General features: G+C 63.3%; 17 protein-coding genes. 4 read left to right on the forward strand and 13 right to left on the reverse strand.

Translation table 11 applies throughout. The features are described from left to right. The first annotated feature begins 387 nt into the window (after positions 1 to 387). Together LK03_RS10130 and LK03_RS10135 are read left to right on the forward strand one after the other, a co-directional pair. Positions 388 to 1086: a lipopolysaccharide kinase InaA family protein gene (locus LK03_RS10130; protein WP_038412215.1), complete on the forward strand. Its 699-nt coding sequence runs from the start codon at positions 388 to 390 to the stop codon at positions 1084 to 1086. Further along, positions 1086 to 1316 carry a hypothetical protein gene (locus tag LK03_RS10135; protein ID WP_038412217.1) on the forward strand — a complete coding sequence of 77 codons (231 nt, stop codon included), beginning with the start codon at positions 1086 to 1088 and terminating at the stop codon, positions 1314 to 1316. Before LK03_RS10130 ends, LK03_RS10135 begins: the two co-directional genes overlap by 1 nt. Positions 1317 to 1390: 74 nt before the next feature. Here the strand turns inward: LK03_RS10135 and LK03_RS10140 are convergent, their stop codons facing one another. The 3 genes from LK03_RS10140 to LK03_RS10150 are packed head-to-tail and all read right to left on the reverse strand — an operon-like array spanning position 1391 to position 3723. Next, positions 1391 to 1747 (reverse strand): hypothetical protein, encoded by a 357-nt coding sequence (locus LK03_RS10140; protein WP_038414673.1) that lies wholly within the window; start codon positions 1745 to 1747, stop codon positions 1391 to 1393. A 5-nt stretch (positions 1748 to 1752) separates the two neighbouring features. Continuing rightward, entirely contained in the window at positions 1753 to 2181 is a 429-nt protein-coding gene (locus LK03_RS10145; protein ID WP_038412218.1) for a DNA polymerase III subunit chi, read from the reverse strand. Positions 2182 to 2229: 48 nt separating this feature from the next. Further along, positions 2230 to 3723 carry a leucyl aminopeptidase gene (locus tag LK03_RS10150; RefSeq protein WP_038412219.1) on the reverse strand — a complete coding sequence of 498 codons (1494 nt, stop codon included), beginning with the start codon at positions 3721 to 3723 and terminating at the stop codon, positions 2230 to 2232. A 272-nt stretch (positions 3724 to 3995) separates the two neighbouring features. Between LK03_RS10150 and lptF the strand changes: the two genes are divergently transcribed. Together lptF and lptG are read left to right on the forward strand one after the other, a co-directional pair. Then, entirely contained in the window at positions 3996 to 5111 is a 1116-nt protein-coding gene (lptF, locus tag LK03_RS10155) for an LPS export ABC transporter permease LptF (RefSeq protein ID WP_038412220.1), read from the forward strand. Then, positions 5104 to 6165, forward strand: coding sequence for an LPS export ABC transporter permease LptG (gene lptG / locus LK03_RS10160; protein ID WP_038412221.1), 1062 nt, complete (start codon positions 5104 to 5106; stop codon positions 6163 to 6165). Before lptF ends, lptG begins: the two co-directional genes overlap by 8 nt. A 39-nt stretch (positions 6166 to 6204) precedes the next feature. Here the strand turns inward: lptG and LK03_RS10165 are convergent, their stop codons facing one another. The 10 genes from LK03_RS10165 to LK03_RS10210 form a co-directional block, all read right to left on the reverse strand. After that, positions 6205 to 6693: an RDD family protein gene (locus tag LK03_RS10165; RefSeq protein ID WP_038412222.1), complete on the reverse strand. Its 489-nt coding sequence runs from the start codon at positions 6691 to 6693 to the stop codon at positions 6205 to 6207. A gap of 85 nt (positions 6694 to 6778) precedes the next feature. After that, complete coding sequence (locus LK03_RS10170; protein WP_038412223.1) at positions 6779 to 6991, reverse strand: cold-shock protein; 213 nt, start codon at positions 6989 to 6991, stop codon at positions 6779 to 6781. A 346-nt stretch (positions 6992 to 7337) separates the two neighbouring features. Beyond that, positions 7338 to 8459: a glycine cleavage system aminomethyltransferase GcvT gene (gcvT, locus tag LK03_RS10175; RefSeq protein ID WP_038412225.1), complete on the reverse strand. Its 1122-nt coding sequence runs from the start codon at positions 8457 to 8459 to the stop codon at positions 7338 to 7340. 100 nt (positions 8460 to 8559) lie between these two features. Next, on the reverse strand, positions 8560 to 11415 hold the full coding sequence (gene gcvP / locus LK03_RS10180; protein WP_038412226.1) for an aminomethyl-transferring glycine dehydrogenase: 2856 nt from the start codon (positions 11413 to 11415) through the stop codon (positions 8560 to 8562). Between the two features lie 10 nt (positions 11416 to 11425). After that, the gene (gcvH, locus tag LK03_RS10185; protein ID WP_038412227.1) at positions 11426 to 11803 is read right to left on the reverse strand and encodes a glycine cleavage system protein GcvH; all 378 of its coding nucleotides are present in this window, start codon (positions 11801 to 11803) and stop codon (positions 11426 to 11428) included. Positions 11804 to 12095: 292 nt separating this feature from the next. After that, positions 12096 to 13478, reverse strand: coding sequence for an amino acid permease (locus tag LK03_RS10190; RefSeq protein WP_038412228.1), 1383 nt, complete (start codon positions 13476 to 13478; stop codon positions 12096 to 12098). A 243-nt stretch (positions 13479 to 13721) separates the two neighbouring features. Beyond that, positions 13722 to 15230, reverse strand: a complete 1509-nt coding sequence (locus LK03_RS10195; protein WP_038412229.1) for a sigma-54-dependent transcriptional regulator — start codon at positions 15228 to 15230, stop codon at positions 13722 to 13724. Between the two features lie 68 nt (positions 15231 to 15298). Then, positions 15299 to 15661, reverse strand: coding sequence for a DUF5064 family protein (locus LK03_RS10200; RefSeq protein ID WP_028696658.1), 363 nt, complete (start codon positions 15659 to 15661; stop codon positions 15299 to 15301). Between the two features lie 74 nt (positions 15662 to 15735). Continuing rightward, the gene (locus LK03_RS10205) at positions 15736 to 16140 is read right to left on the reverse strand and encodes a YbaN family protein (protein WP_038412230.1); all 405 of its coding nucleotides are present in this window, start codon (positions 16138 to 16140) and stop codon (positions 15736 to 15738) included. 51 nt (positions 16141 to 16191) lie between these two features. Beyond that, positions 16192 to 16800, reverse strand: coding sequence for a biliverdin-producing heme oxygenase (locus LK03_RS10210; RefSeq protein WP_038412231.1), 609 nt, complete (start codon positions 16798 to 16800; stop codon positions 16192 to 16194). Positions 16801 to 16844 lie beyond the last annotated feature (44 nt).

The raw sequence follows: 16844 nt of genomic DNA on the forward strand, positions 1-16844 counted from the left end.
TATCGGCCTGAAAAGGCGATGTCGGTACGGCCCTTGCACTGGGTTTTCGCCCGGGTCGAAAAGAGCGGACGGCCCGCCTTGTTCGATCGGACGTTTTCTGGCCGTGGAGAGTGCACCGCTGGTTGGACGTGATCGTGCCGATCAGCCTGCTAGACGCTGCGGGGTTCGGGCTTGCGGTCGGGCAGAAGGCGGTACTCAAGTGTCGACCGCGACGGGGTTGGGAATGTCCGTCGCGCGCGGCTGAAGGAACGGTGACGGTTTCATGTTACCGACGACCCCATCTGGGAACATTTCGTTGCATCTGGCTTCTGAGTCCAGCGACACGCGGCAGTGCTGCCGTTTCGTGCCATGTGGCGATTCCAAGCATCACCTGAGAGAGAGCAATCAATGGCAACCGCCCAGGAGCAAGCTGCGCAGTTCGACTTCTACTGGCAGCAGCAGGGGGAGTGGGTCGAGGCCCCCAATCAACGGCGTGGCGGTGAAAGCGGCGTGCAACGGCTCGATGACGGCAATGGCCATTTGCTCTACGCCAAACGCCAGGTCGGCCATATTTACCGCAGCTTCCTTCACCCGTTCGGTCGTCCGACGGTCCTGCGTGAGCTGGATGCCTTGCACAGCTTCGAGCAACTGGGTGTGCGAGTGCCACGCATCGTCTTCGCCGGTGCCGAGCGCGATGCCGACCATCAGTGGCGGGCGCTGCTGGTGAGCGAAGCGCTCGAAGGCTTCGTCGATCTAGAAACCTGGTATGCCGAAGGCGCCCTGCAGCGCTACCCGGAGCCAGTGCACCAACTGATGCTCAAGGACCTGGCCGAAAACCTGGCACGCATGCACCTGGGCCACTGGCAGCACGGTTGCCTGTATGGCAAACACGTATTTGTCAAAGTCAGCGGGCATGATGACGCCGCTCGTGTAGAGGTAGCGCTGCTGGATCTGGAAAAATGCCGGCGCCGTATCCGTTGCCAACGGGCGGCGTACAACGACTTGCGCCAATTGCAGCGCCATTCGTCAATCAGCCAGGCGCATTTCCAGACATTGCTCTACTTTTACCAAACAGCGTTTGGCAGCGCAGTCAAAGGGTTAGGGTAATGAAACTAGAAATAGCTCGAGCTTTATTCTTCATCGCTGCGCTTGCCGTGACTACCGCTGCGGCGGCAGCCTGGGAACAACCGCGCATGGTCGTGTTCAGCAAGGCCGATCTGGCAGGTCAATGTGCCTTGCCGCGCGGCAAGCCGGAAACCCAGGCGCAGGCAAAGCCTGACCATGATCTGCTGTTGTTCCTGTTCGGGATGCGTCAGGGGTTGCGTCCATTCGGCTGAATGGCTGCAGGAGCAGGCGGTACACGATTGGCTGACGCGATAACCAGGCGCACCGCAACGGTGCGCGCAGACACTCAGTCCTGGCTGTTCAGCAACCGTTCCATGCGCGCCGCCAGGCGACGTTTGATTTCAGTCTCGATGTGCGGGGTGAAGTCATTGATCACCTCCTGCATGATCGACTGGGCCGCGGCCCGCAGTTCGCTGTCCAGATGCAGCAACATGTCCTGGCGACGCGTCTGGGCGTCGTCCTGCCGGGGCGAGGTACCGTGTTGCGCATGGTCGACACGCTCATCCAGCGTCGGCACCGACTGCTCCACGGTTTCGGTGAGCAGTGGCGGTTGCAGGTCGGAATCGCCGAGCAGTTCGCGAATCGACTCCAGATCGTCCAGCAGGTGAGTCGAGTGGTTGAGGGGGTTGTGTGGCTTGTCCATGGTCATCAAAGTCGCTGTAAGCGGTGATCGTGTAGAGCATAGCCCCGTTCCCTGTAGAAACGGAACCGCTCGCGCGCGGCCTGGCGGATATCAGGCGCTTCCACCACGATCTCGGCCACCCGCGCGAACTGCCCGACAAAGCCGGGCACCTCGCCACCGAGATTGATCAACAAGTCTTTATGCTCGCCTGCCTCGGCACTCAGGCCCAGAACCACCCGACCGGCATCGGCTCGCTCGGCGGGGTCATGGGGTACGAATGCTTCGCCCTTGAAACGCCATAGCAGTGCGTCCAGCTCATCACGCTGGGCCTGATCCTGGCAGTGCACGTAGACGCCGTGGCCAAGGCGCCAGGCTTTTTCACACAGCTTGCAGGCGAACTCCAGGCGCGCGGCCAGGGAGTCGCTCGGCAGGATGTAGAAGTCGACCTGGCTCATGGCTGATCAGCCAGTCGGTGACCAATGCCCCTCATCGTCCTTGCGGGCTCAGGCATCGATACGGTCGAGCAAGTATTGGGTCAGCAGCGGTACCGGGCGTCCGGTGGCGCCTTTTTCCTTGCCACCGCTGATCCAGGCAGTGCCGGCGATGTCCATGTGCGCCCAGCTGTACTGACGGGCGAAGCGTGACAGGAAGCAGCCTGCGGTGATGGTGCCGGCCTTTGGCCCGCCGATGTTGGCGATGTCGGCGAAGGGGCTGTCCAGTTGCTCCTGGTACTCCTCGAACAGCGGCAGCGGCCAGGCGCGGTCATCGGCGCGCTTGCCGGCGTCGAGCAGTTGCTCGACCAGTTCGTCGTTGTTGCCCATCAGGCCTGTGGTGTGGCTGCCCAGGGCGACGATGCAGGCGCCGGTGAGGGTGGCGATGTCGATCACCGCACGGGGCTTGAAGCGCTCGGCGTAGGTGAGGGTGTCGCACAGCACCAGACGGCCTTCGGCGTCGGTGTTGAGGATTTCCACAGTCTGCCCGCTCATGGTAGTGACGATATCGCCAGGACGGGTCGCGCCGCCGCTCGGCATGTTCTCGGCGCAGGCCAGCAGGCACACCAGGTTGATCGGCAGTTGCAGGGTCAGGACCGCGTGCAGCGTACCGAACACACTGGCAGCGCCGCACATGTCGTACTTCATTTCATCCATGCCGGCGCCCGGCTTGAGGCTGATGCCACCGGTGTCGAAGGTGATGCCTTTGCCGACCAGCACGTACGGCTGCTCGCTCTTCTTCGCGCCCTGGTAGTTGAGCACGATCAGGCGTGGTGGCTGGTCGCTGCCCTGGCCGACGGCATAGAACGCGCCCATGCCCAGGTCTTTGATCTTTTTCTCGTCCAGCACCTCGACCTTGAGGTTCTTGTGCGCCTTGCCCATGTCCTTGGCCTGTTCGGCCAGGAAGCTTGGGTGGCAGAGGTTGGGCGGCAGGTTGCCAAGGTCACGCGTCAGCGCCATACCGGCGCTGATGGCGCTGGCGTGTTTTACCCCGCGCTCGACTTCGGCCTGGGCGGCCTTGCTGGTGATCAGGGTGATTTTCTTCAGGGCCCGAGGATCGGCCTTCTGGCTCTTGAAACGGTCGAACACGTAGGCGCCGGCGAGCAGGGTTTCGGCGAGCAGGCGGTACTTGCCGTAATGGCCGTCACGGCCTTGCACGATAACTTCGTCCAGTGCCAGCAGGGCGTCACCGCCTCCTAGGGTCTTGAGTACTGCGGCCACGCTGTTGATGACCTTGCGCCAGGTGCGGTCGTTGAGCGCTTCGCCATTACCGGTACCGACCAGCAGGACGCGTTCGGCCTTGAGCCCCGGCAGACTGTGCAGCAGCAGGGTCTGGCCTGGCTTGCCGCTGAGGTCGCCACGCTTGAGCACGGCGCTGATGGCGCCGCTGCTGGCCAGATCGATGGCCTGGGCGGTATCGCCGAGGATCCGGCCTTCGCCCACGGCGAGCACCAGCGTTGCAGTTTTCACGGATGCAGCGTTGAGGCTCTTTACAACCAGTTCCATAGTTCGCTCCCCAGTAGATCGTGCGATCGGCGCGGTGCCGTGCAAGCCTGGCCGCGTGTCGCGGTCCAGTGGAAAAGCTGCCAGTTTGAGCCTGTGGCCGCCATGCTGACAACCCCGAGCTGCGCGGCTGCAAGCGGCCAAGTGACAGGCACGGTCAATCACAGGATAATGCGCCCACTTTCAGTCGGCTGGCTCAGGCGAACCGGCTATGATCCTGATGGTCCGATTTTCTTGTCTGGCACTTCGCCCCTGACAACCCAGGAGTTTCTGGTTTGATCGTCTTCCGTTATCTGTCTCGCGAGGTCCTGGTGACCTTGAGCGCCGTCAGCGCCGTGCTGCTGGTGATCATCATGAGTGGGCGCTTCATCAAGTACCTGGCCCAGGCGGCCCAGGGCGTACTCGATCCCGGCGTGCTGTTCCTGATCATGGGCTTCCGTCTGCCCGGGTTCCTCCAGCTGATTCTGCCGCTGGGTCTGTTCCTCGGCATCCTGCTGGCCTATGGCCGGTTGTACCTGGAAAGCGAAATGACCGTGCTGGCGGCCACCGGGATGAGCCAGCAGCGCCTGCTGGCCATGACCATGGCGCCGGCCGGTCTGGTCGCGCTGCTGGTGGCCTGGCTGAGCCTGAGCCTGGCGCCCCAGGGCGTTACGCAGGTGCAGCAAATCATCAATCAGCAGGATGCCCTGACCGAGTTCGACACCCTGGTGCCCGGACGCTTCCAGACCCTGCGCGATGGCACCCGGGTGACCTACACCGAGCAGCTGTCCGATGACCGCGTCAAGCTCGATGGTGTATTCATCTCCGAGAAGCGCTTCAACCAGGACAAGAGCAAGGACCGTCCGCCGACCGTACTGGTCGCCGAGCGGGGCCACCAGGAAGTGCAGGCCGACGGTAACCGTTACCTGGTGCTGGAAAATGGCTATCGCTACGACGGCAATCCCGGCGAAGCCGGTTACCGTGCGATCAAGTACGACACCTACGGCGTGTTGCTGCCCAAGCCTGAAGTCAACGAAGAAGTCACCGAGCGCGAGGCCATTCCGACCCTGCAACTGTTCGGTGAGGACGGTTTGCGCGAGCGGGCCGAGCTGCAGTGGCGCCTGTCGCTGCCGATTCTGGTGTTCATCGTGACCCTGATGGCCGTACCGCTGGCACGGGTCAATCCGCGTCAGGGTCGCTTCCTCAAGCTGCTGCCGGCGATTCTTCTGTACATGGCCTACCTGACGATGCTGATTTCCGTACGCGGCGCCCTGGAGAAAGGCAAGTTGCCGATCGCTCTGGGCATGTGGTGGGTGCATGGCCTGTTCCTGATGATCGGCCTGGCCCTGATGTACTGGGAACCGCTGCGCCTCATGCGTGCTGCCCGTCGTGCGGAGGTGGCCCGTGGTTAAACTCGATCGCTACATCGGCCAGAGCGTTCTGCTGGCCATTCTGGCGGTACTGGGAATCATCCTTGGCCTGGCCTCGTTGTTCGCCTTCATCGATGAAATGGGTGATCTGAGCAACACCTACAGCCTGGGCGACGCCTTGATGTACGTGCTGCTGACCGCGCCCCGGCGGGTCTACGACATGCTGCCCATGGCCGCGCTCATCGGCTGTCTGATTGGTCTGGGCAGCCTGGCCAGCAGCAGCGAACTGACCATCATGCGGGCGGCCGGGGTGTCCATCGGGCGCATCGTCTGGGCGGTCATGAAGCCCATGCTGGTGCTGATGCTGGCCGGTGTGCTGATCGGTGAGTACGTCGCTCCGGCGACCGAAAACAAGGCCCAGGCTGATCGCTCCCTGGCTCAAGGGGGCGGTGAAGCGCTCAGTTCCAAGCGCGGCATGTGGCATCGCCAGGGCGAGGAGTATGTGCACATCAACTCGGTTCAGCCCAACGGCCTGCTGCTGGGGGTGACCCGGTATCGCTTCGACGACAATCGCCAGATCATCACCTCAAGCTTCGCCCGGCGTGCGACCTACAACGACGATCACTGGGTGCTCAACGATGTCAGCACCACCTTCTTCCGTGGCGATCACACCGAAGTGGTGAAGGCTCCTGAAGAGCGCTGGGATGTCTCGGTGTCGCCGCAATTGCTCAACACCGTGGTGCTGGCCCCTGAGTCGCTGTCGATCACAGGCCTGTGGGACTACATCCACTACCTGGCTGATCAGGGACTGAACAACGCCCGTTACTGGCTGGCGTTCTGGACCAAGGTGCTGCAACCAGCCGTAACCGCTGCGCTGGTGTTGATGGCCATCTCCTTCATCTTTGGTCCACTGCGTTCTGTGACACTGGGGCAGCGGGTCTTCACCGGTGTGCTGGTCGGCTTCGTGTTCCGCATCGCCGGCGAGTTGCTGGGCCCTTCCAGTCAGGTGTTCGGCTTCCCGCCACTGTTGGCGGTCGCGCTACCGGCAGTGGTGTGTGCTGCGGCCGGTCTGTGGCTGCTACGCAGGGCAGGCTGATGCCAGGCGGGCAGTACCGGATGGCACTGCCCGCGGCCTTCAACCCTTGACCTTGGGCACCCTGACCAACTGGGTGTCGGAGTAAAGGTCGTGCCAAGTGCGCTGGCGTTTGTCGATCAGCGCCCAGAAGAAGCCCAGCCCCAGGCACAGCCATGAGGCAATCGCCACCAGGAAACGCAGCAGTGCCTGCCACAGGCTGATGGCACTGCCATCGGCGTTCTGCACCCGCACTCCCCACACCTGCATGCCCAGTGTCTGCCCGCCATGGGTCCAGAACTTGGCGAAGAAACCGAACACCGCGAACAACAGGATCGTCGACAGCAGCGGATCACCGTCCAGTGCCCCGGCATCGGTCAAGGCACGCATGCGGGTTTCACCGATGATCGCCAGCTGGATCATCTTGTACAGGCCCGCGGTGACGATCAACAGCGCGGTACACAGCAGAAAGTCGTAGAACATCGCGGCCAGTCGGCGGGGGAAGCCAACCGAAGGGAAGTCACCCTGGGGGTGCAGTAAGGGCTGAGGCATGCTGACGACTCCGAAAAACGAAGCCGGTATTCTACGGCCAAAAAAAAGCCCCTGCACTTGGCAGGGGCTTTTTATCAGGCACCGATTAGTCGGTAACCTGGACTTTATCGGCTTGCAGGCCTTTCTGGCCTTGCACAGCTTCGAAGGACACTTTCTGGCCTTCTTTCAGGCTCTTGAAACCGTTGCCTTCGATTGCACGGAAGTGAACGAAGAGGTCGGCACCGCTTTCCGGGGTGATGAAGCCGTAGCCTTTTTCGTCATTGAACCACTTGACGGTACCATTCTGACGCTCTGCCATTGTCTTACTTCCTATGAATCTGAGTTTGGAATAACAGTAGTTTTTACACGATTGAGTGAGTGAAAAACTTACTGGCTGGTTGCAGGAAGTCTGGCATCGAGCGGGTGGTAGCGAGAGGTAGCTACTGGCCCAGGTCACGTTCCACTAAGCGACCCATGCAAACACAGTGGAAACGACTCTACGCCAACTCTCGGCGAGAAAACAAGCCCTCTACAACCCCACTAACAGGCGCCTTGCAGAAAAGCGACACCGGTGTCGCAAACGGCGCAATTCCTGGCCTTACGCCATGTTCATATCGTCGCTGCGCAGTTCGAAACTGAACACCGCGACGAGTTGAAGACAACTTTCAGTTGCGCTGATAACGCGATGCAACGAAAGGCATTTTACTGACACGCACAGGCACCAGTTTACCCCGTACGACAGCCCACAGTTGCGTATCCGGTGCAGTATGTTCGTTATCGATATAGGCCATGGCCATGGGGGCTTTGAGCGTAGGCCCGAAGCTACCACTGGTGACCTGGCCAACTGCCTGACCAGCGGCGTTGACGATCTCGGCACCTTCACGCACTGGCGAGCGTGCCTGGACCAGCAACCCCACCCGTTTACGGGCCACGCCGTCGCGCTGCTGCGCGAATACGGTCTCGGCGCCAGGGAAACCACCGGCTCGGACGCCATCGTTGCGGCGGGCTTTGGAAATGGCCCATGACAGGTTGGCCTGCACGGGCGTGGTATCGCTGTCCATGTCGTGCCCATACAGACACAGTCCCGCCTCCAGACGCAGCGAGTCACGTGCACCGAGACCGATGGGCTGGACCTTGGGCTGACTCAGCAGATGCCGGGCCAGTGCCTTGGCGGCAGTGGCCGGTACAGAGATCTCGAAACCGTCTTCGCCGGTGTAGCCCGAGCGGCTGACGAAGCATTGGGCATCCAGCAGTGCCACAGGACGGACCTGCATGAAGGTCATCTGCGCCACTTCCGGGGCCAACTGAGCGAGTACCTGAGCAGCCGCAGGGCCTTGCAAGGCCAGCAACGCTCGTTCCTCGAACTGCGGCAGCACTTCGCAGTGCGCCTGCAGGTGCTGACGAAGATAGTCGAGGTCCTGCTGCTTGCAGGCAGCATTGACCACCAGCAGCAGTTCGTCCTTGGCCAGGCGCGCCACCATCAGGTCGTCGAGGATGCCGCCGTGGTCGTTGGTGAACAGCGCATAGCGCTGCAAGCCTTGCGGCAGGTCAACGATGTCCATCGGCACCAGGCGCTCCAGCGCCTGCGCCGCCTGTTCGCCGCGCAGCAGGATCTGGCCCATGTGCGACACATCGAACAAGCCGGCCTCTGCGCGGGTGTGCAGGTGCTCTTTGAGCACGCCGAGGGGATAGTGCACCGGCATGTCATAGCCGGCGAACGGCACCATGCTGGCGCCCAGTTCAAGGTGCAAGGTATGCAGCGGGGTACAGCGCAATGGATCGGACATCAAGGTTTCCTCGAATCTAGGAGGTAGCGGCCAGCGGCAGGCCGACGACCCGGCCAGCGCTGCCCTGCGCAGGGCGCGGGCAGCGTGGAGGGGCAAACGATCAGCTCTCTTGATACAGCTCGATGGGTGGGCAGGCGCAGACCAGGTTGCGGTCGCCATACACGTTGTCGACCCGTCCCACCGGAGGCCAGTACTTGCCTTGCACCAGGCTCGGCAGCGGATACACCGCCTGTTCGCGCCCGTAGCCATGGGACCACTCGCCGACCAGTTCTGCGGCCGTGTGGGGGGCGTTCTTCAGCGGGTTGTCGTCCTTGTCCAGGCGACCGTCTTCCACGGCGCGGATTTCTTCGCGGATCTGGATCATGGCGTCGCAGAAGCGATCGAGCTCCTGTTTGGACTCGCTTTCGGTGGGCTCGATCATCAGCGTGCCGGCGACCGGGAATGACATGGTCGGGGCGTGGAAGCCGAAGTCGATCAGGCGCTTGGCCACGTCATCGACGCTGATGCCGCTGCTGTCCTTGAGTGGGCGCAGATCGAGGATGCACTCGTGGGCCACCAGGCCGTTGCTGCCGGTGTACAGCACGGGGTAGTGCTGTTCGAGGCGACGGGCGATGTAGTTGGCATTGAGGATGGCCATCTGCGAGGCGCGCTTGAGGCCCGCGCCGCCCATCATGCGAATGTACATCCAGGTGATTGGCAGAATGCTGGCGCTGCCGAACGGCGCCGCGCACACCGCGCCCTGGGTGTGTTCGAGGCTGGCATGCCCCGGCAGGAAAGGCGCCAGATGCGCTTTCACGCCAATCGGGCCAACGCCCGGGCCGCCGCCGCCGTGGGGAATGCAGAAGGTCTTGTGCAGGTTCAGGTGCGACACGTCACCGCCGAACTTGCCTGGTGCGCACAGGCCGACCATGGCGTTCATGTTGGCGCCGTCGATGTACACCTGGCCGCCGTGCTCGTGGATGATCGTGCAGATCTCGCCGATGGCTTCTTCGAACACACCGTGGGTGGACGGGTAGGTGATCATCAGCGCGGCCAGTTGCTCGCGGTGTTGCTGGGCCTTGGCACGCAGGTCGTCGATGTCGACGTTGCCCCGCGCATCGCAGGCCGTCACCACCACGCGCATGCCGGCCATGTTCGCCGTGGCCGGGTTGGTACCGTGGGCCGAGGCCGGAATCAGGCAGATGTTGCGGTGGCTGTCGCCGCGGCTGCGGTGGTAGGCGCGGATCGCCAGCAAGCCGGCGTATTCGCCCTGGGAGCCGGCGTTGGGCTGCAGCGATACGGCGTCATAGCCGGTGGCGGCGCAGAGCATGGCCTCCAGTTCTTGGGTGAGTTGCTGGTAGCCCTGGCTTTGCTCGGCCGGTGCGAACGGGTGCAGATTGCCGAACTCGGCCCAGGTCACTGGGATCATCTCGCTGGCGGCGTTGAGCTTCATGGTGCACGAACCCAGCGGGATCATGCTGCGGTCCAGCGCCAGGTCCTTGTCGGCCAGCCGGCGCAGATAGCGCATCAGCTCGGTCTCGCTGTGATAACGCTGGAACACCGCATGTTGCAGGAAGGCCGACTGACGCCGCAGTGCAGCCGGCAGGCGCGATTCGGCACTGGCGGCCAGGGCGTTGAAGTCGGGCGCCGCACGTTGGCCTGCGAACAGTGCCAGCAGCGCCTCGACATCGGCCTGGGAGGTGGTTTCGTCCAGCGATACCCCCAACTGCTCGGCATCGATCTGGCGCAGGTTGATGCGCTGTTCCCAGGCGCGTTGGTGCAGCGCCGCGGTGTCGCCGCCAGCGTGCAGGGTCAGGGTATCGAAAGCGGTGGCGCCGACCAGGGTGAAACCCAGCTGCGTCAGGCCCTCAGCGAGGATGGCGGTCAGGCCATGGATGCGCTCGGCGATGCGTGTCAGCCCGGCCGGGCCGTGGTAGACGGCGTACATGCTGGCGATGTTGGCCAGCAATACTTGCGCGGTGCAGATGTTCGAGGTGGCCTTCTCGCGGCGGATGTGTTGCTCGCGGGTCTGCATCGCCAGACGCAGCGCCGTGTTGCCGAAGCGGTCGATGGATACCCCGACCAGCCGCCCCGGCATGTCGCGCTTGAAGCCATCGCGGGTAGCGAAGTAAGCCGCGTGCGGGCCGCCAAAGCCAAGCGGCACGCCGAAGCGTTGTGCGGTGCCGATGGCGACGTCGGCGTCGAATTCACCTGGTGGGGTGAGCAGGGTCAGGGCCAGCAGGTCGGCGGCGACCGCCACCAGCGCATTGCCCTCGTGCAGCCGTTGTACCAGCTCGCGGTAATCGAACACTTCGCCATGGCTTGCAGGGTATTGCAGCAAGGCGCCGAAGAAGCCGGAAACATCGCTCAGCTCGGCTTCATCACCCACCACCACCTCGATGCCCAACGGCTCGGCGCGGGTGCGCAGTACGTCCAGCGTCTGTGGATGGCAATGCACGGAGGCGAAGAAGCGTTGGCTTGCCTTGTTCTTCGACAGGCGCTTGCAGAAGGTCATCGCCTCGGCCGCCGCAGTGGCTTCGTCGAGCAGGGAGGCGTTGCTGATCGGCAGGCCGGTGAGGTCACTGATCAGGGTCTGGAAGTTCAGCAGGGCCTCCAGGCGACCCTGGGAAATCTCCGGCTGGTAGGGCGTGTAGGCGGTGTACCAGGCTGGGTTCTCCAGCAGGTTGCGCAGAATCGGTGCAGGGGTATGGCAGTTGTAGTAGCCCTGGCCGATGTAGCTTTTATACAACTGATTGTTGCTGGCAATGGCTTTGAGCGCGGCGAGTGCATCGGCTTCGCTCTGGCCATCGGCATTGCCGAGCACGCTGGTGCCCTTGATGCTGGCCGGGATCACGGCGTCGCTCATGGCCTCGAGGGAATCGAAGCCCAGGGTGTCGAGCATGGCCTGCTCGTCGGCAGGGCTTGGGCCGATGTGGCGGGCGATGAATTCGTTGGCGGTGCTGAGGTTGGCGGTCATTACGAAGGTCTCAGGCAGTGGCGGCGAGCAGGCGGGCGTAGGCGTCCTGGTCGAGCAGGTCGGCCAGGGCGGACGGGTCGCTCGGGCGGAAACGGAAGAACCAGCCCTGGCCCAGCGGTTGCTCGTTGACCAGCTCGGGCTGGTCGGCCAGTTGCTCGTTGACTTCCAGCACTTCACCGGTCAGTGGCATGTACACGCCGCTGGCGGCCTTCACCGATTCGACCGTGGCTGCTTCGGCGCCTTGATCGTAGTGCTGCAACTCCGGCAACTGCACGTACACCACATCACCCAGCGCTTGCTGGGCGTAGGCGGTGATGCCCACCGTGACGCTGCCGTCGGCCTCGGCGCGCAGCCATTCGTGATCTTCGGTAAAACGCAACTCGCTCATGAAAAGTCCTCGGAATGCAGGAGGTCAGGCGCAGTGTAGTCCCGCGCTCTGGAAACACTTGTCTAGCAAGAACACGGCCATGCACGCGAAGACGCGCAGGCAATGGGCTACAAGGCATTGCGAGGAACCGCAGCGGTCGTGCGTTTGTATCGATTTCGATACACCGAGTCCTGGAGCCGAACGTTTATACAATCAAAAGGTTATGTGCAGTGGCTCGGACGCGAATGTACCGATATCGATACGGTGTATCGATATCGGTACGATGCAGTGAGGAATGCCGATCCTCCGTGGCTCAGCGCGGGTTGACCAGCACTGCTGGCGAGCGCGATGCGCGGCGGCTACGCATGACGAAGTATGCAGCCACCACCAGCAGGGCGGTCAGCGTAGTGAACCAGAACTGGAAGCGCGAGGCCGGCTCGAACGCCTGGGTCGCGATGACCCCGACCAGCGCCAGCAGGGCAGCGATATTGCCGTAGGGGAAGAACCAGGCGCGGAAAGCCGCAGGGTCGAGCGGCTCGTGCCGCGTGCTCCAGCGCATGGCCAGGTGGGCAATGATGATGAAGATCCATACGATCATGACGAAGGTGCCGCTGCTCTTGGCCAGGGTCATGAACAGATCGCCGCCGCTGGCGAAGTGCACGGTGAGGATGCTCAGGCAGATGCCCAGGCTCAGCAGCAAAGCATTGAGCGGCACCCCTTTGCGCGTGGTGCGCGAGAACACCGCCGGCGCATGGCCACGTTCGCTGAGGGAAAACAGCATGCGCGAGTTGGAGAACATGAACGAGTTCATGACCGACATGAACGACACGAACAGCACGATCTTCATCGCCACCGCCGCATTGCTGAAACCGGCCAGGCTGAACAGCGACACGTACGGCGAGGCGAGATTCGCCGTGTCGGTCCAGGGCAGGCACAGGATCAGGATCGATACCGAGCCGACATAGAACAGCATCACCCGCACGATCACGCTCTTGATCGCGCGGATCACGTTCCTGCGCGGATTTTCCGATTCACCTGCCGCCACTGCGGCAATTTCGCTGCCGCCGAGCGAGAAAATCACCACCACTACACCGGCCATCACCGGCGACAGGCCGTTGGGCATGAAGCCGTCATGGGCGGTCAGGTTGATCAGGCCGGGCGAAGGAATGTCGCTGTGCAGGCCCAGCAGGATGGAAATGCCCAAGGCCATGAAGATGACGATGGTGGCCACTTTCATCGCCGCCAGCCAATATTCGACTTCCGCGAACGAGCGCACCGAGTAGGCATTGCTGGCCATCAGCGTGACCAGCATGAACACGGCCCCGGCCCAGATCGGCAGCCAAGGCAGAAAGTCATGCAAGATGGCGCCGAGCAATACCGCCTCAAGCGTAATGGTCATCATCGACTTGAACCAGTACAGCCAGCCGACGGCAAAGCCTGCCCACTCACCCAGGTAGGTATTGGCATAGGTGGAGAAGGAACCGGCATCGGGATTGCGACAGGCCATCTCGCCGAGCATGAACATCACCAGCGTCACCACCAGGCCACCGATGAAGTACGACAGGATGGCCGCCGGACCCGCCGAGGCGATCAGCGAGCCTGAGCCCATGAACAGCCCGGCACCGATCACCCCGCCAAGGGCGATCATGGTGACGTGACGCTGCTTCAAGCTTTGCTTGAGACCATTGGATTGCATTTGTGTGTCCTCTCTTATTATTGGGCAGAACCGGGGTGCGCCCGCTTGCCGAGCGGGGGCTGGACCAGCGGGCCAAGGTCGGTTCTCACACGTGCGGCGCGTGCCGCACCCGGTCGTGCCGCCGGGTACTGTCTGGCAAGGCTGTCACCATGGCCAAGCCCTGCGCTCGGCTCAAACGAATTCTGCGCACAACATCCTGCGTTTTTTTCGTGAGCATGCAGCCTGCGCATGAAGGATCGCAGGCTATTTGTCGCGACCGATCCCGTACTTGCGCAGACGTTGGGCGATGGCGCTATGGGAGGTTTGCAGGCGCGCGGCCAACTGGCGGGTGGAGGGGTAGCTGGCGTACAGGCGCTGCAGCAGGTCGCGTTCGAAGTCGGCGACGGCACCCTCGAGGCTGGCCACCGAACCTGGCTGGCCACTGGCGACCGAGGTGCCAGCGATGTCCAGGTCACCGATGTCGATCAACTGGCGCTCGCAGATCGCCGCCGCGCGAAAGATCACGTTCTGCAACTGGCGGACGTTGCCCGGCCACGGGTTGCCGAGCAGCGCGGCGTGGGTGGCGGTGCCAAGGCGGCAGGGCGGTCGCTGAATCTGCGTGCAGGCCTGCTCCATGAACACCTGGGCCAGCATCAGGATGTCCTCGCCACGATCACGCAGCGGTGGGACTTGCAGGTTGAGCACGTTCAGGCGGTAGAACAGGTCTTCACGGAAACTGCCCTCGGCGACCATCCGTTCGAGGTCACGGTGGGTGGCGCTGATGATGCGCACATCGACCTTGACCTCACGGTCGCCACCGACTCGGCGAAAACTGCCGTCGCTGAGAAAGCGCAGCAGCTTGGCCTGTAGATAGGGCGACATCTCACCAATCTCGTCGAGAAACACGGTGCCTTTGTTGGCCAGCTCCATCAGCCCCGGCTTGCCGCCGCGCTGGGCGCCGGTGAAGGCGCCGGGGGCGTAGCCGAACAGCTCGCTCTCGGCCAGGCTCTCGGGCAGGGCTGCGCAATTGAGCGCCAGAAACGGCGCCGACTGACGGCTGCTCAGGGCATGGCAGGCGCGCGCCACCAGTTCCTTGCCGGTGCCGGTCTCCCCGTGTACCAGCAGCGGCGCATCCAGCGCCGCGACCCGCAACGCCCGCGCCTTCAAGGTGCGAATCGCCGGCGAGTCGCCGAGCAGCGTATCCAGGCCATCGGCAGCGTCGTGGCGCAGCGCCGACAGACGCTGACCCATGCGCGTAGGCGAGTACAGCGTCAGGAGCGCGCCGGCATTGGTGATGGGCGTGGCGTCCAGCAGCAGGCTCTGGCCATTGAGCTGCATCTCGCGCATGGGCAGGTGGAAATTGTTGTCCAGCAGCGCCTGCAACAGCCCCGCATCGTTGAACAGCTCGCCCACCGAGCGCCCCGCCGACTCGCGGCCGCACAGCGCAATCAAGGCCGGGTTGGCCAACAGCACCTTGCCCGCGCTGTCCACCGCCAGCACCGGATCGCTCATCGCCGCCAGCAAGGCGTCGAGCTGCAGGTGGCGGCGCTGTCCGGGAAGAATGTCGACCACCTCCACCGATTGCACGCCATGAACGTCCAGCAGCGCATCGTGCAGCTCTTCGAGCACTGCGGGGCTCAGGGTCGGGGCATCGATATAGACATTCGGCGGCACCATTTCCACCGCATCCAGATTGAGATGGCGCGCGCCCAGCAGGGCCAGCACTTCTTGGGTAATGCCGACGCGGTCGATGAAGCTGACGTGAATACGCATGGGGTGCCGAAGTCAGGGCCGGGAAAGGCGCCCAGTATGCCTCGCCTGGTGCAGCAACCCCAGCGCTGTCAGGTCAGGTGCTCGGGTTTCATCGGGTCGCCGGACTTGACGTGCAGTTGGGCGCGGATGTCTTCGAACATCAGGTCGTAGAACTTGTGCGAAGAGGCCAGGCTGGTGGCCGACTTGGGCAGGCCGTGACGTTCGGCCAGGCGGGTGACGTGGCGGGCGAAGTCGAACGCCTGGTCCTTGGCCAGGAAGAAGCTGTCGTCCACGGGCTGGTTCTCGATGGTGCCGTGCAGGCGAAAGGTCATGCCCAAGCCTTCCTTGGGGTCCTGAAACACCTCGTAATCGATGCACAGGTCGTAACTGTGGTCGTCCTTGTTCAGCGCGTGGCGTTCGATGTGCAGGTGGCCGGGGTTGAACAGGGTCATGGCGTGTGCCTCCGTCGGGTCATGTGAGCAGGCCGGGTGCTGCCCGCAGTCCTCTACGGTAGCCGATGCAGTCGCTATTGGCGCTGATCCACGGCAGGCAGCCGTTCGGGGCGCGACCAGATCCACAGGTTGCCCAGGGTCATGCCGGCGATGGCGAGGAACACCGGCCAGTGGTGTTCGAGCACGATCAGCATGAGGGCGGCGCAGAACAGCATGCTCAGCGTGGCGCTGACCTTGGCACGGCGCTGGATGATCTTGCCATTACGCCAGTTGTGCAGAATCGGACCGAACAGGCGGTGATTTTCCAGCCAGGCGCTTAGCCGTGGCGAGCTGCGAGTGGCAGCCCAGGCCGCAAGGAGGATGAACTCGGTGGTGGGCAGACCCGGAATGACGATGGCGATCAAGCCGATGCCCAGGCTGACGTAGGCCAGGATCGCGTACAGCAGGCGGGACAGTCGGGAGCGGGCAAGTTGGGTCATGGTCTCACTGCAGGGTCATCCGGCCATGTTGCCGTGGCCGGAGCGGGTGTTTCAGGCTGAGGCGCGATCGTTCGCGTAGGCCTGTTCGAGCAACTGCGTGAAGCGTTCGAACGCAGCCACCGCCGCGCGTTCGGCAGCAGCGTCGTCCTGCGGCGAAAGCTGCAGGGCATCGAGTGCCCGAGTGAACTGCTTCCAGCCCTCGGCACGGCCACCGGTCGGCTCGCCGAGATGGCGCGCGCCGAAGCTGTCGGACAGGCCCAGGGCTGCTGCCCGCTTGATCAAGAAGGCGGCGCCCAGTTTGGAGCCTTCGGAAACGAAGATCCAGCCCAGCGCTTCACCCAGGCCCACCGCCTGCAAGGGGCTTGGAACGGCCTCGGGCACTGGCATGCCCAGGTCGGCAAGATCGAGGCGCGCCTGCTCGGCCCGGCAGCGCTGGGGCAGGTCGGGGATGATGGCCACTAGCCGCGGGTCGTTGTACAGCCTTTGCAGTTCGGCCTGGAACAGGTACTGGGCGACGACGAACTGGGCGAAGCTGTCTCGGCTGTCGAAGGGTGCGTGGGATTTGACCAGGGCATCCAGTGCGCTGTGTGGCGCCTGGGTGGCCTGGTTCAGGCGTTGCGAGCGCAGGCTGGCGCGCTCGGTGGTAGGGGCAGTGGTCATGGTCTGTCCTTGCTCATTCAGAGGTCGATTCGGGGCGCTCTATA

Origin of the sequence: Pseudomonas cremoricolorata, assembly GCF_000759535.1 — a bacterium.
In the GTDB taxonomy this organism is placed as follows: Bacteria; Pseudomonadota; Gammaproteobacteria; order Pseudomonadales; family Pseudomonadaceae; genus Aquipseudomonas; species Aquipseudomonas cremoricolorata_A.

What these genes read in the sequence shown, in the direction of transcription:
- LK03_RS10130 (WP_038412215.1), top strand. Translation starts at nt 388, where the DNA reads ATGGCAACCGCCCAGGAGCAAGCTGCGCAGTTCGACTTCTACTGGCAG.
- LK03_RS10135 (WP_038412217.1), top strand. Translation starts at nt 1,086, where the DNA reads ATGAAACTAGAAATAGCTCGAGCTTTATTCTTCATCGCTGCGCTTGCC.
- LK03_RS10140 (WP_038414673.1), bottom strand. Translation starts at nt 1,747, where the DNA reads ATGGACAAGCCACACAACCCCCTCAACCACTCGACTCACCTGCTGGAC.
- LK03_RS10145 (WP_038412218.1), bottom strand. Translation starts at nt 2,181, where the DNA reads ATGAGCCAGGTCGACTTCTACATCCTGCCGAGCGACTCCCTGGCCGCG.
- LK03_RS10150 (WP_038412219.1), bottom strand. Translation starts at nt 3,723, where the DNA reads ATGGAACTGGTTGTAAAGAGCCTCAACGCTGCATCCGTGAAAACTGCA.
- LK03_RS10165 (WP_038412222.1), bottom strand. Translation starts at nt 6,693, where the DNA reads ATGCCTCAGCCCTTACTGCACCCCCAGGGTGACTTCCCTTCGGTTGGC.
- LK03_RS10170 (WP_038412223.1), bottom strand. Translation starts at nt 6,991, where the DNA reads ATGGCAGAGCGTCAGAATGGTACCGTCAAGTGGTTCAATGACGAAAAA.
- gcvT (WP_038412225.1), bottom strand. Translation starts at nt 8,459, where the DNA reads ATGTCCGATCCATTGCGCTGTACCCCGCTGCATACCTTGCACCTTGAA.
- gcvP (WP_038412226.1), bottom strand. Translation starts at nt 11,415, where the DNA reads ATGACCGCCAACCTCAGCACCGCCAACGAATTCATCGCCCGCCACATC.
- gcvH (WP_038412227.1), bottom strand. Translation starts at nt 11,803, where the DNA reads ATGAGCGAGTTGCGTTTTACCGAAGATCACGAATGGCTGCGCGCCGAG.
- LK03_RS10190 (WP_038412228.1), bottom strand. Translation starts at nt 13,478, where the DNA reads ATGCAATCCAATGGTCTCAAGCAAAGCTTGAAGCAGCGTCACGTCACC.
- LK03_RS10195 (WP_038412229.1), bottom strand. Translation starts at nt 15,230, where the DNA reads ATGCGTATTCACGTCAGCTTCATCGACCGCGTCGGCATTACCCAAGAA.
- LK03_RS10200 (WP_028696658.1), bottom strand. Translation starts at nt 15,661, where the DNA reads ATGACCCTGTTCAACCCCGGCCACCTGCACATCGAACGCCACGCGCTG.
- LK03_RS10205 (WP_038412230.1), bottom strand. Translation starts at nt 16,140, where the DNA reads ATGACCCAACTTGCCCGCTCCCGACTGTCCCGCCTGCTGTACGCGATC.
- LK03_RS10210 (WP_038412231.1), bottom strand. Translation starts at nt 16,800, where the DNA reads ATGACCACTGCCCCTACCACCGAGCGCGCCAGCCTGCGCTCGCAACGC.